This window comes from Nocardioides flavus (ex Wang et al. 2016) (genome assembly GCF_014653115.1).
Lineage (GTDB): Bacteria > Actinomycetota > Actinomycetes > Propionibacteriales > Nocardioidaceae > Nocardioides > Nocardioides flavus.
This window is the reverse complement of record NZ_BNAD01000002.1, coordinates 63,243-76,079: the sequence shown is the minus strand read 5'-3', so window position 1 is coordinate 76,079 and position 12,837 is coordinate 63,243. Positions and strand designations below refer to the sequence as shown.

12 protein-coding genes are annotated in these 12,837 nt (G+C 72.2%); 8 read left to right on the top strand and 4 right to left on the bottom strand.

All coding sequences use genetic code 11. From position 1 onward, the window contains the following. Window positions 1–31: 31 nt before the first annotated feature. Window positions 32–2,203: a S8 family serine peptidase gene (locus tag IE200_RS04845; protein WP_191278239.1), complete on the bottom strand. Its 2,172-nt coding sequence runs from the start codon at window positions 2,201–2,203 to the stop codon at window positions 32–34. Between the two features lie 155 nt (window positions 2,204–2,358). On the opposite strand from IE200_RS04845, the gene IE200_RS21090 reads away from it, so the two are divergent. After that, the gene (locus tag IE200_RS21090) at window positions 2,359–2,754 is read left to right on the top strand and encodes a cold-shock protein (protein WP_191278238.1); all 396 of its coding nucleotides are present in this window, start codon (window positions 2,359–2,361) and stop codon (window positions 2,752–2,754) included. Between the two features lie 27 nt (window positions 2,755–2,781). On the opposite strand, the gene IE200_RS04835 is transcribed toward IE200_RS21090, so the two are convergent. Next, window positions 2,782–4,200 carry an MFS transporter gene (locus IE200_RS04835; protein WP_229856120.1) on the bottom strand — a complete coding sequence of 473 codons (1,419 nt, stop codon included), beginning with the start codon at window positions 4,198–4,200 and terminating at the stop codon, window positions 2,782–2,784. A 93-nt stretch (window positions 4,201–4,293) separates the two neighbouring features. Here IE200_RS04835 and IE200_RS04830 point away from each other — a divergent pair, with 93 nt between their 5' ends. Then, window positions 4,294–5,088, top strand: a complete 795-nt coding sequence (locus tag IE200_RS04830) for a DUF3027 domain-containing protein (RefSeq protein ID WP_191278236.1) — start codon at window positions 4,294–4,296, stop codon at window positions 5,086–5,088. 4 nt (window positions 5,089–5,092) lie between these two features. Here IE200_RS04830 and IE200_RS04825 read toward each other — a convergent pair whose 3' ends face one another. Further along, complete coding sequence (locus tag IE200_RS04825; RefSeq protein WP_191278235.1) at window positions 5,093–5,743, bottom strand: class I SAM-dependent methyltransferase; 651 nt, start codon at window positions 5,741–5,743, stop codon at window positions 5,093–5,095. Beyond that, the gene (locus tag IE200_RS04820) at window positions 5,740–6,024 is read right to left on the bottom strand and encodes a DUF2530 domain-containing protein (RefSeq protein WP_229856118.1); all 285 of its coding nucleotides are present in this window, start codon (window positions 6,022–6,024) and stop codon (window positions 5,740–5,742) included. Before IE200_RS04820 ends, IE200_RS04825 begins: the two co-directional genes overlap by 4 nt. Window positions 6,025–6,092: 68 nt before the next feature. Here IE200_RS04820 and IE200_RS04815 point away from each other — a divergent pair, with 68 nt between their 5' ends. The 6 genes from IE200_RS04815 to fusA all read left to right on the top strand — a co-directional run bounded on the left by IE200_RS04815 (window position 6,093) and on the right by fusA (window position 12,776). Continuing rightward, a complete protein-coding gene (locus IE200_RS04815) occupies window positions 6,093–7,580 on the top strand; it encodes an NCS2 family permease (protein ID WP_191278234.1) in 1,488 nt (495 codons plus the stop codon). A gap of 189 nt (window positions 7,581–7,769) precedes the next feature. Then, window positions 7,770–8,213 (top strand): MarR family winged helix-turn-helix transcriptional regulator, encoded by a 444-nt coding sequence (locus IE200_RS04810; protein ID WP_229856117.1) that lies wholly within the window; start codon window positions 7,770–7,772, stop codon window positions 8,211–8,213. Further along, window positions 8,170–9,528, top strand: a complete 1,359-nt coding sequence (locus tag IE200_RS04805) for an MFS transporter (protein ID WP_191278232.1) — start codon at window positions 8,170–8,172, stop codon at window positions 9,526–9,528. The genes IE200_RS04810 and IE200_RS04805 overlap by 44 nt, the downstream gene beginning before the upstream one ends. A gap of 205 nt (window positions 9,529–9,733) precedes the next feature. Then, window positions 9,734–10,105 carry a 30S ribosomal protein S12 gene (gene rpsL, locus IE200_RS04800; protein ID WP_056906817.1) on the top strand — a complete coding sequence of 124 codons (372 nt, stop codon included), beginning with the start codon at window positions 9,734–9,736 and terminating at the stop codon, window positions 10,103–10,105. Continuing rightward, entirely contained in the window at window positions 10,105–10,575 is a 471-nt protein-coding gene (rpsG, locus tag IE200_RS04795; protein ID WP_129453354.1) for a 30S ribosomal protein S7, read from the top strand. Before rpsL ends, rpsG begins: the two co-directional genes overlap by 1 nt. Before the next feature lie 86 nt (window positions 10,576–10,661). After that, window positions 10,662–12,776 (top strand): elongation factor G, encoded by a 2,115-nt coding sequence (gene fusA / locus IE200_RS04790; protein ID WP_191278231.1) that lies wholly within the window; start codon window positions 10,662–10,664, stop codon window positions 12,774–12,776. Window positions 12,777–12,837: the final 61 nt, after the last annotated feature.

Genomic DNA, 12,837 nt, shown 5'->3' with positions numbered 1-12,837 from the left:
GACGCACAGCACGGCGTCGCTGGTCGGACTCTCAGCACGTGAGGGCGACCGGGACCCGGGTGACGCCGCCGCGGGCGCCGAGCCACACGAGCATCCCGTCGTCCAGGGCTCCCGGCGACGACGGACCCGTCACGGTGATGGTGAAGTCGGCGGACTCACCCGGGGCGAGGCGTACGGCGAGCGGCTGGACGCGGACCCGGTGCGAGGTGAACCCGCGGGCGGTGACGGAGAAGTACTCGGGACGGCTGCCCACGTTGGTCACCGTGCGCACGGCCCGCGTCCGCCGTCCGGACAGCAGCACCGAGCTGGTGTTGAGGCGGGTGAGGGAGTGGTTGCGCAGGGCCCGGCGCCAGGCGTCGGGCGCGACGTCGAGGGCCAGGTGGGCGGTCGGGGCGCGGCCTGGGAGCGCGCCCGAGCCCTGCTCGAGCACCGACGAGCCGCGGACCGGGCGCGCCGAGGTCACCAGCAGCGAACGCACCCTGGCAGCCGACCAGTCGTCGTGGCGGGCCAGCAGCAGTGCGGCGAGCCCGCTCGCGTGGGCGGTGGCGGCCGAGCTGCCGCTGAACACGCCCCAGCCCCGTCCGGTCGCGTCGGGGAGCGCACCGAGCACGGCGTCGCCGTCTGCCACCGCGTCGGGCTTGAGCGAGACGCCGCGCGGGTCGCCGGCGGCGCTCCACGGTGCCGTACGCCTGGTGCCGGGGTCGCCGACCACGCGTGACATCCGCAGCCGGGCCTCGGGGTGACGGCCGACCCAGCGACTGAACGCGCGTCCGTCGGCGGCGGCCAGGTGGATCGTCGGCACCGCGTGGAAGTCCGCGCTGACGGCGCCGGGGCCGCGGTTGACCAGGACCATGGCGCGTCCACCCGCCTGCGACACGGCCTCGGACTTGTCGATGCGTCCGATGCCGCCGCGGCGGCAGACCACGATCCGGTCGGCGACCGCGCGCGCGTCGAGGGCGTCGGGTCGGCACTCGCCGGCGGCGCGGCGCGAGGCCCCGGGAGCCGGCGCGTCCTGGGCCAGGACGGCCCGGCCACCCACGTCGGACGGCCGCCCGCCGCCGGTCCACGACCGTCCGCCAGGTCCCGTCACGCGCCCGCGCGACATCCGGCCCACGGCCGCGCCCACGGTGGTGACCCACGGGCCGGCGTGGGAGGCGTACGCCGCGTCGCCGGAGTTGCCGGCAGCCCCGACCACCACGACGTCGGCCTCCGCGGCGCCTAGCAGGGCGAGCTGGAGGGTGTCGAGGCGCTCGCCGCCGGCCAGCGCGAGGGTGAGCACGTCGACCCCGTCGGCGACGGCGGCGTCCACCGCGGACACGACGTCGGCGCTCGAGCAGCCGTCGTCGGCCGGGTCGGGCGCTCCCCAGCACGCCTTGTAGGCAGCGATCCGCGCCTGCGGGGCGACGCCGCCGAAGCTGCCGGCGGCCCGCCGCTCGACCCGGACGCTGACGCCGGCGTTGCCGGCGGCGACGGAGGCGACCTGGGTCCCGTGCCCGAGGACGTCGAGCGGGGACAGTGACTCCGACGACCGCACGCGGTCGGCGCCGAAGCCCTCGACGTACCACCGTGCGCCGACGAGCTTGCGCGTGCAGGCGTCAGCGGCCCACCCGTCGCCCTCCACGCAGGCGCCGGCGAAGCCGTCGGGGTCGGCGCCGAGGCCGGGCACGTCCGCGAACGCCGGCGACTCCGGCGCGATGCCCGAGTCGACGACTCCGACGACCACGCCCTCGCCGCCGCGCAACCGCGGGCTCGCCGCGGTGCTGCGCACGGCCGCGAACGACGTGCTTCCCGCGAGCGGGCGCACGGCGTCGGGCTCGACCGAGGTGACGCGCGGCTGGTCGTCGAGGAGGGCCAGCTGGGCGTCGGTGAGGCGGGCGGCGAAGCCGTTGAGGGCGGTCGTCCAGCGGTAGACCGGCTCGTCCACGCCGATGGCGGCGAGGACGGCGTCCTGGCGTGCGACGACCTCCGCGGCGTCGCGTCCGCCGGCGGTGCCGGGGCCGGCCAGTGTGACCAGCGTCAGCGGTGGGGGAGTGCTCGTCGTCGCCGAGTCGTCGGCGGTGGCGACGCCGGTGGTGGGCAGCGCGAGGGCGAGCGCGAGCAGGCCGCAGCCCAGGCCTGTGCCCGCTCGTCGTGCCCGCACGTGTCCTCCCGCAGTGAACCGTCTGGTGATCCGCACCCCCGCGCGGACCTCAGAGTGTCCCATGGTCCCACCTCACGTGTGGCCGGATCCGTGCGGGTGTGCACGCCGAACCCGCAACCCGTTGGTGGACCGGCCGTGCGGCCGCCTATCCTGTGCCGGGCCGCGATCCGCGCGGCGCCGGGCGCACGAGTCGCGCGCAGAGCTGAGTGGGGTGGACCGTGCCGAGTGGCAAGGTGAAGTGGTACGACGCGGAGAAGGGCTTCGGCTTCCTGTCGCAGGAGGACGGACCGGACGTCTACGTCCACTCCGACGCGCTCCCGGAGGGCATCACCACCCTCAAGGCCGGCACCAAGGTCGAGTTCGGCATCGCCCAGGGCCGCCGCGGCGACCAGGCGCTGCAGGTGCGCGTCCTCGACGCGCCCGCCTCGGTCACCCGCAACCAGCGCAACGCGCAGCGCAAGCAGCCCGAGGCGATGGTCACCATCGTCGAGGACCTGATCAAGATGCTCGAGGGCGTCGAGGAGATCTACCGCCGCGGGCGGCACCCCGAGCGGGCCGCGGCGCGCGGCACGGCCAAGGTGCTGCGCGCGCTCGCCGACGAGCTCGACGTCTGAGCCACCGCGGCGCCCACCCGTACGCCGTCAGGTCCGCACGGGCGCGGCCGAGCCACGCCGGGAGAGCAGCACGACGGCCGCCCAGGCGCCGAGCACCGCGGCCGCGACGCCGAGCCCGAGCTGCGGCATGAGGGGCATCGCGATGCCGACGAAGCCGCCGATCACCCACGCCAGCTGGAGCGTGGTGTCGGAGCGGGCGAAGGCGCTCGCCTGGATCCGGCTCGGCACCTCGCGCTGGATGGTGGAGTCGAGCGACAGCTTGGCCAGCGACTGCGCCAGGCCCGCGGTCAGGCCCAGCAGCACGAGCGTCACCAGCCCGTAGAACAGCGCGGCCAGCAGCGCGACCGCGACGTCGGCGACGAGCGCGAGCACCACGGTGACCGCGGGGTTGATCCGCTTGAGCACCGACCCGATGGCGATGCCGAGGGTGTTGCCCAGCCCCGCGGCCCCGATCACGAGGCCGAGCAGCACCTCGGGACGCCACTCCCCGATGGGGTTGTCGCGCAGCAGGAACGCCATGAACATCGTCAGGAACCCCGACAGCCACCGGGGTCCGCAGTTGGCCCGCAGGGCGAACGCCACCGGCCCGGGGATCCGCGTGCGCGGGCGACGGCCCGTGCTCGCCGCGTCCGTCGAGCCTGTGAGCACCAGCTCTCCCTCGCCCTGGCTGGCGTCGACCTTCTCCGGCAGGCGGATCGCCCAGATCGTGGCGAGGACGAACACGACGAAGCCGTAGCGCAGCGACCACTCGGGGCCGAAGGTCGAGGCCAGGATCGCCAGGGGGGCCGAGACGCCGGCGCCCACGACGCCGGCCAGCGACACCCGCGCGTTGGCCTTGACCAGGGTCAGGTCGGGCGGCAGCAGCCGCGGCACGGCCGCGGCGCGCGTCACGCCGTACGCCTTGGACGCCACCAGGCAGCCGAGGGCGGCGGGGAACAGCCACCCTGACTCGGTCACCACCGCGGTGGCGAGCACCCAGCACAGGAAGCAGCGGATCGCCATCGTCGCGCCCACGGCCCACCGGCGCCCGTGGCTGAAGCGGTCGAGGAACGGCCCGATGAGCGGGGCCACGATCGCGAACGGGAGCATCGTGAGCCCGAGGAACAGCGCCACCTGCCCGCGCGCCTCGCCGGTCGGGACCTGGAAGAAGAGCGTCCCGGCGAGCGAGATCGCCACCGCGGCGTCACCCGCGGCGTTGAAGGCGTGCAGCTCGATGAGCCGGGACAGGCCGGAGTCCCCGGCGCCCTCGGCGCGCGCAGCCCGCCTGGCCTGCGCGAGCGCGTAGTGGCCGGCGGTCCCGGCCCCGCGACCCGCCTTCCGCGCCCCGCGGCCCGCGGCGCGGACTCCGCGTGCGGCGCCGGACAGGGAGCGCCGTACGGCCCCCCTGGGCGGCACCCCGGACTCCGGTCCCGCGGTCGTCTCGGGGCGCTCGGAGGTCACGGCCACCATCTTGTCCTACGGGTCCGACGGAGCGGCCGACGCCGCCCCGGCCGGCGTCCCGACGGGACAGGACCACCGACCGTTTGCGATGATGCGCAGGTGATCGCTCTCCCGACCCGTGCCGGCAAGCCGGACGCGACCCTCGCCAAGGCCGTGGACCTCGCTCGCACCGTCGCCCTCGAGGTCGCCGAGCCCGGCGACGTGGGCGACCACCTCGGCGTGCGCGCCGAGGGCGAGCGCGTGGTCACCCACCACTTCGCCTGTCTGCGCGCGGGCTACCCCGGGTGGTACTGGTCGGTGACGATGACCCGCGCCAAGCGCGGCAAGGACCTGACGGTCAACGAGGTCGTCCTGCTGCCCGGCGACGAGGCGATCGTGGCGCCCGCCTGGGTGCCCTACAAGGAGCGGCTGCAGCCCGGCGACCTGTCGCCCGGCGACCTGCTGCCGGTCGAGGACGAGGACGTACGGCTCGTCCCGACCTACCTCGTCGGCGACGACCCGCTCGACCCGCCGATGGACGGCGACGCCCGTGCGCAGGTGCGCCGGGTCGCCGAGGACCTCGGTCTCGGTCGCGTCCGCACCTTGTCGCGCGAGGGCATCGACATGGCGGCCGAGCGCTGGTACGCCGGGCCCGGTGGGCCCGAGGCGCCGCTGGCCAAGAGCGCCCCGGACAGCTGCTGGTCGTGCGGCTTCCTGGTGCGCATCAACGGCTCACTCGGCGAGCGCTTCGGCGTCTGCGCCAACGGCAACGCCAACGACGACGGCCGGGTGGTGACGTTCGACCACGGCTGCGGCGCGCACTCCGAGGTGAAGCTCGCCCGCAAGCAGCAGCCGCTGCCGATGCCCGACCACGTCTTCGACACGCTGACCGACGACGAGTACGAGCCCGTCTGACGGTTCAGCCGGCGGTCAGGGGATGGCCGGACGACGTGACCGCGCGCGGCGCGTCGTCGCGCGACAGCACCCACACGGCGTAGTCGTCTGCCGGCGGGTGCAGCTCGTACGAGCCGGCGCGCAGGTCCGCTCGCAGACCGCTGGCGGCGACGTCCTCGAGGAACTCCTCGGGGCTGTAGGCGCGCGCCGTCGCCGGACCGTCGACCGGGTGGAAGCCGATGAGCACCCGTCCGGTCGGGGCGAGGACGTCGCGCACGCGCCTCAGCACGTCGCGCTCGGTCCCCGGGGCGAGGAAGACCATCACGTTGCCGACCAGGACGACCAGGTCCACCTGTCCCTGGAGGGCGGACAGGTCCGCGGCGAGGACGTCGGTGTGCACGACCTCGAGGTCGGGGTAGGTGCGCCGGCTCTGCGCGACCAGCGCCGCGTCCGGCTCGATCGCCGTCACCCGGTGCCCGCGCGCGCGGAGAGCTGACGCGACGCGGCCCATGCCGGACCCGACGTCGAGGATGCACGCGCGGCGCCCCACGAGGACGTCGGCCAGGCGAGCCTCGCCGTCGACGTCCGCGCCCTGCTCCACCAGCAGGGCGAACTTCTGGCCGTAGCCACGGTTGTCCTCGCCCGCCAGCTCCCAGCGGGTCGGGGGCAGGCTCATCGGGCGGCCTGCTGCGCTCGCTCCTTGCGCCGGCGTCGGCAGTACTCGAGGCCGCACAGGCCCAGGCCGAAGCCGGCCAGGCAGGTCCACAGCCACCACGTGCGCCCGCTCTCCTGGAGCGTGCCCCAGAACGGCAGCAGCCCGAGGAACCCCAGCAGCCACAGCGCCGTGCCGACCTCGGTGGTCCGTACGCCGTCGACGTCCAGCGGCTCGACCGGCGCGACGACGTAGGTGCGCCTGCCGATCTCGTGCTGTGTCGGCTGCTCGTCGCCCAGGTCCACGGCCGTCACGCTACACGCGCCCACCGAGGGGAAGCGCGTGCGGCGCGGACGTGCCACACTGCGGTCCCGTGAGCGACCAGACGCAGACCACAGCGCAGCGGCCCCGGGCCACCGGCATCGACGGGTACTTCGGGATCAGCGAGCGAGGTTCGACCATCGGCCGCGAGGTCCGCGGCGGCGTCGTCACCTTCCTCACGATGGCCTACATCATCGTGCTGAACCCGCTCATCCTCGGGTTCGTGCCCGACTCGACCGGGGCGTTCCTCGGCGGCGGCGCCGAGCCCGGCAGCGGCATCCCCGCCATCGCCGCCGGCACCGCGCTCGTCGCCGGCGTGCTCACCATCGCCATGGGCGGCTTCGCGAACTTCCCCCTCGCGCTGGCCACCGGGCTCGGGCTCAACGCGTTCGTGGCCAACACGATCGCGCGCCAGTCCACCTGGGAGGCGGCGATGGGGCTCGTTGTGCTCGAGGGCATCATCATCCTGCTGCTGGTCCTCACGGGCTTCCGCAAGGCGGTCTTCCACGCGGTGCCCCAGCAGCTCAAGGTCGCGATCTCGGTCGGGATCGGCCTGTTCATCGCGCTGATCGGCTTCGTCGACGCCCGCGCGGTGACGCGCATCCCCGACGCCTTCCAGACCACCGTCCCGGTCCAGCTCGGCATCGACGGCCACCTGGGCGGCTGGCCGGTGCTGGTGTTCTGCCTGGGGCTGCTCCTGGTGATCGCCCTGTGGGTACGCCGGGTGCGCGGCGCGATCCTGATCTCGATCGTCGTCACGACGGTCGCCGCGGTCGTCGTCGAGGCCGTCGGCAACATCGGCGCGTCCTCGGCGGAGAACCCCAAGGGCTGGTCCCTCACCGTGCCGGCGCTGGACGGCGACGTCGTGGGGCTGCCGTCCTTCGACACCCTCGGCAGCGTCGACCTGTTCGGTGCGTTCGGCAGCGCCGGCACCGGTGTGCTGGCCGCGCTCCTGCTCGTCTTCTCCCTCCTGCTCGCCGACTTCTTCGACACGATGGGCACGATGACGGCCATCGGCGCCGAGGCCGGCCTCAACGACGAGGAGGGCACCCCTCCCCACGCGCAGCGCATCCTCGTCGTCGACTCGGTCGCCGCCATCGCCGGCGGCGCGGCCGGCGTCTCGTCGAACACCTCCTACATCGAGAGCGCCTCCGGTGTCGGCGAGGGCGCCCGTACGGGACTCGCGTCGGTCGTGACCGGGGTGCTGTTCCTGCTGGCGACCTTCTTCACGCCGCTGGTGGCGGCTATCCCGTCCGAGGCAGCCGTCCCGGCCCTCGTCCTCGTCGGGTTCCTGATGATGCAGCAGGTCTCCGACATCGACTGGCGCGACCTCGAGCTGGCCATCCCGGCCTTCCTCACGATCGTGCTGATGCCGTTCACCTACTCCATCTCGGTCGGCATCGGCGCCGGCTTCGTGGCGTACGTGCTCATCAAGGTCGTCGTCGGAAAGCTGCGCGACGTCCACCCGCTCATGTGGATCGTGGCCGCGCTCTTCGTCGTCTACTTCGCCTACACGCCCATCAGCGGCTGGCTCGCCTGACCCTCCCTCGTCGGGAGGACCGCCGCACGCCTGCCGGCCGGGCGGCGTACGTCCGAACCTGTGGGGGGAGTCTGACTCCTGGAGGGCGTTGCAACGCCCTCCAGGAGTCAGATTCCCCGCTCGAGCGGGGAAACCGACATCAGACGCACAGTGGAATAGTTAGCACGGGTAATGACTTATGCTAATGACATGCCGACCGCCGACCTCCGCACCGACGCCGGGCTCGCCTCCGAGCTCCGGGCCGGTGTCATGCGCCTGCGCCGCCGCCTGATCTCCGAGCGCCACCCCGACAACGACCTCAGCATCAGCCAGATGGTCGTCCTGGGCCTGCTCTCGCGGACGGGGGAGCAGACCGTCGGCGAGCTCGCCCGCGCCGAGCGGGTGCAGCCGCCGTCGATGACGCGCACCGTCAACTGCCTCGAGGCCGATGGCTACGTCGCGCGCCGCCCCCACGAGACCGACGGCCGCCAGGTCGTCGTCTCCCTCACCGACGCCGGCCGCGCCGCCGTCCTGGCCGACCGCCAGCGACGCGACGCCTGGCTCGCCCGGCAGCTCAGCGGTCTCACGCCCGCCGAGCGCGCCGCCCTCCGTGACGCGGCACCGATCCTGGCCCGCCTCGCGCAGGCCGACTGACCGTCCCCGACCACCTGACGACCGAGGAGTCACCACGAGTCCCACGTTCCGCTCCCTCGCGAACCCCAACTACCGCCGGTACGCCGCCGGCGGCGTCGTGTCCAACACCGGCACCTGGATGCAGCGCGTCGCCCAGGACTGGCTGGTCCTGGAGCTGGCGATCGGCTCCGGCGCGACCGCGCTCGGCATCACGACCGGCTTGCAGTTCCTGCCGTTCCTGCTGCTCACCCCGTTCGCGGGGCTGGTCGCCGACCGCATGCCCAAGCAGCGGCTGCTGCAGCTGACCAACCTCGGCATGGCGCTGCCGGCCGCCGTGCTCGGCATCCTCGCCGTCACCGGCACGGCGCAGGTGTGGCACGTCTACGTCCTGGCCTTCCTGCTCGGCTCGGCATCGGCCTTCGACGCGCCCGCACGCCAGTCCTTCGTCTCCGAGCTCGTCGACCCCGTCGACCTCACCAACGCGGTCGGCCTCAACTCCGCCAGCTTCAACGCCGCGCGCCTCGTCGGCCCCGGCCTCGCCGGCGTGCTGATCGCCGCGTTCGGCGGCGGCTCGGTCGCCACCGGCTGGGTGATCCTGCTCAACGCGCTGTCGTACGCCGCCCCCATCTGGTCCCTGCGCCACCTCGACGCGAGCCGGATCGACGCCGCCACCCCGGCCGACCGCGGCCCGGGCGCGATCCGCGAAGGTGTCGCCTACGTCCGCGCCCGCCCCGACCTGCTGCTCGTGCTGAGCCTGGTCTTCTTCGCCGGCACCTTCGGCCTCAACTTCCAGATCACCTCCGCGCTGATGGCCACCGAGGTCTTCGGCAAGGGGCCGCAGGAGTTCGGCCTGCTCGGCACCTTCCTCGCGGTCGGCTCGCTCACGGGTGCCCTGCTGGCGGCCCGCCGTACGCTCGTGCGCCAGCGGCTCGTCGTGGGGGCAGCCCTGGCGTTCGGCGCCAGCGTCGTGCTGGCCGGGCTGATGCCGTCCTACCTCACGTTCGCGCTGCTGGCGCCGGTGACCGGGCTCACCGCACTGACCTTCATCACCAGCGCCAACACCTACATGCAGCTGCACACCGACGCCGGCGTGCGCGGGCGGGTGATGGCGCTCTACCTGATGATCTTCATGGGTGGCACTCCCGTCGGTGCGCCCATCATCGGGTGGATCGGTGAGGAGTACGGCGCGCGCTGGACGCTGCTCGGCGGGGGCATGCTCACCATCGCCGGTGTCGGCCTCTCCGCGCTGGTCCACCTGCGCCTGCAGCGCGCCCGTTCTACCCGTGCGGCTACGCTGGCCGAGAGGCCCGCGGAGCAGGCTCCGGCGGCATTTTGACCCTGCCTCAGCCCCCGAGTAGCCTCAATCCTTGTGTCTGGTCCGTCCAGACCCATGCGCATGCTCGGACCTCGCTGGTTCGACGGGGCGGCCCGTCGAGGAGCCGCCCACCCGCAGTCGCACAGGCACACCGCAACAACGCACGACACCCGAGTCCGGCACCGCGTCGGACCGTGATGAGCAGACAGAGAGAGGGAACCACCCGGTGCCCACCATCAACCAGCTGGTCCGCAAGGGCCGCCAGGACAAGGTGTCCAAGAACAAGACGCCTGCCCTGAAGGGATCCCCGCAGCGCCGAGGCGTCTGCACCCGCGTCTACACGACCACCCCGAAGAAGCCGAACTCCGCCCTGCGCAAGGTCGCCCGTGTGCGCCTGAGCAGCGGCGTCGAGGTCACCGCCTACATCCCGGGTGTCGGCCACAACCTGCAGGAGCACTCGATCGTGCTCGTGCGCGGCGGCCGTGTGAAGGACCTTCCCGGTGTCCGCTACAAGATCATCCGCGGCTCGCTCGACACCCAGGGTGTCAAGAACCGCAAGCAGGCCCGCAGCCGCTACGGCGCGAAGAAGGAGAAGTAATGCCTCGCAAGGGTCCCGCTCCCAAGCGCCCCCTCGTCGTCGACCCCGTCTACGGCTCGCAGCTGGTCACCCAGCTCGTCAGCAAGGTCCTCCAGGACGGCAAGAAGGCCGTGGCGCAGCGCATCGTCTACACCGCCCTCGAGGGCTGCCGCGAGAAGACCGGCACCGACCCGGTCGTCACGCTCAAGCGCGCGATGGACAACGTCAAGCCGGCCATCGAGGTCAAGTCCCGCCGCGTCGGCGGCGCGACCTACCAGGTGCCCGTCGAGGTCAAGGCCAACCGCTCCACCACGCTGGCCCTGCGCTGGCTCGTGGGCTACGCCCAGGACCGTCGCGAGAAGACCATGGCCGAGCGCCTGATGAACGAGATCCTCGACGCGAGCAACGGCCTCGGTGCCGCTGTGAAGAAGCGCGAGGACACCCACAAGATGGCCGAGTCCAACAAGGCCTTCGCCCACTACCGCTGGTGACGCCGGGAGGCCGTACGCCCCGCGATCCGCGGCGTGCGGCCTCTCGCACCCACACCAACCGACTTCCGAGGGACTGAGACACAACAGTGGCTGTCGACATCACCACCGACCTCAAGCAGGTCCGCAACATCGGCATCATGGCGCACATCGACGCCGGCAAGACCACCACCACCGAGCGCATCCTCTTCTACACCGGCATCACCTACAAGATCGGTGAGGTCCACGAGGGCGCGGCCACGATGGACTGGATGGAGCAGGAGCAGGAGCGCGGCATCACCATCACGTCCGCCGCGACGACCTGCTGGTGGAAGAAGCACCAGATCAACATCATCGACACGCCCGGCCACGTGGACTTCACCGTCGAGGTCGAGCGCTCGCTGCGCGTCCTCGACGGCGCCGTGGCCGTCTTCGACGGTGTCGCCGGTGTGGAGCCGCAGTCCCAGACCGTGTGGCGCCAGGCCAACAAGTACGCCGTGCCGCGCATGTGCTTCGTCAACAAGCTCGACCGCACCGGCGCCGACTTCTACAAGGTCGTCGACTCGATCGTCGAGCGCCTGCACGCGACCCCGCTGGTCCTGCAGCTCCCGATCGGCGCGGAGTCCGACTTCATCGGAGTCGTCGACCTGGTCGAGATGCACGCCAAGGTGTGGCGCGGCGAGACGCAGATGGGTGAGGACTACGCGGTCGAGGAGATCCCGGCCGACCTCGCCGACAAGGCCGCCGAGTACCGCGAGAAGCTCGTCGAGACCCTCGCCGAGGCCGACGACGAGATCATGGAGACCTACCTCGAGGACGGTGACGTCTTCGACGTGCCGACCCTCAAGGCCGCGATCCGCCGCGCGACCCTCGCCGACAAGCTCAACCCGATCCTCACCGGCACCGCGTTCAAGAACAAGGGCGTCCAGCCCCTGCTCGACGCGGTCGTCGACTACCTCCCCTCGCCGCTGGACGTCGACGCCATCGTCGGCCACAAGCCCAACGACGAGGACACCGAGATCCTGCGCAAGCCGAGCGACGACGAGCCGTTCTCCGGCCTCGCGTTCAAGATCGCCTCGGACCCGCACCTCGGCAAGCTGATCTACGTCCGCGTCTACTCCGGCAAGCTCGAGGCCGGCTCGACCGTGGTCAACTCGGTCAACGGCCGCAAGGAGCGGATCGGCAAGGTCTACCAGATGCACGCCAACAAGCGTGAGGAGATCGCGTCGGTCGGCGCCGGCCAGATCGTGGCCGTCATGGGCCTCAAGGACACCAAGACCGGTCACACCCTGTCCGACCCGCAGAACCAGGTCGTGCTGGAGTCGATGACCTTCCCGGCCCCGGTGATCGAGGTCGCGATCGAGCCCAAGACCAAGGGCGACCAGGAGAAGCTCGGCACCGCGATCCAGCGGCTCACCGAGGAGGACCCGACCTTCACCGTCAAGACCGACGAGGAGACCGGCCAGACCATCATCGCCGGCATGGGCGAGCTCCACCTCGAGGTCTTCGTCGACCGCATGAAGCGCGAGTTCAAGGTCGAGGCCACCGTCGGCAAGCCGCAGGTCGCCTACCGCGAGACCATCCGCCGCAAGGTGGAGAACCACTCCTACACGCACAAGAAGCAGACCGGTGGTTCGGGTCAGTTCGCCAAGGTGGTCATGACCATCGAGCCGAACATCGACCCCGAGACCGGCACCGGCGCGGGCTACGAGTTCGTCAACGCCGTCACCGGTGGTCGCGTGCCGAAGGAGTACATCCCCTCGGTCGACCAGGGTGCGCAGGAGGCGCTGCAGTTCGGCGTCAAGGCCGGCTTCCCGATGGTCGACGTCAAGGTCACGCTCGAGGACGGCGCCTACCACGACGTCGACTCCTCCGAGCTCGCGTTCAAGATCGCCGGCATCCAGGCGTTCAAGGAGGCCGCGCAGAAGGCCCAGGCCGTGCTGCTCGAGCCGATGTTCGCCGTCGAGGTGACCACGCCGGAGAGCTTCCTCGGCACCGTCATCGGCGACATCAACTCGCGTCGCGGCCAGATCCAGGCCCAGGAGGAGCGTCACGGCGACCTGGTCGTCAGCGCCCTCGTGCCGCTGTCAGAGATGTTCGGGTACGTTGGCGACCTGAGGTCCAAGACCTCTGGTCAGGCGTCGTACTCGATGGAGTTCGACTCGTACGCCGAGGTTCCCACGAACATCGCCGACGAGATCGTGAAGAAGGTCCGCGGCGAGTGATCGCTGCCGGATCCTCGGCACCCAGCACCACCCCACACCCACGAGTCAAGTAACAACCAAT

Excerpts from the sequence above, each read along its gene's own strand:
- IE200_RS04825 (WP_191278235.1), bottom strand. The coding sequence starts at position 5,743 with ATGAGCCTGCCCCCGACCCGCTGGGAGCTGGCGGGCGAGGACAACCGT.
- IE200_RS04845 (WP_191278239.1), bottom strand. The coding sequence starts at position 2,203 with ATGGGACACTCTGAGGTCCGCGCGGGGGTGCGGATCACCAGACGGTTC.
- IE200_RS04810 (WP_229856117.1), top strand. The coding sequence starts at position 7,770 with ATGCCGACCGCCGACCTCCGCACCGACGCCGGGCTCGCCTCCGAGCTC.
- rpsG (WP_129453354.1), top strand. The coding sequence starts at position 10,105 with ATGCCTCGCAAGGGTCCCGCTCCCAAGCGCCCCCTCGTCGTCGACCCC.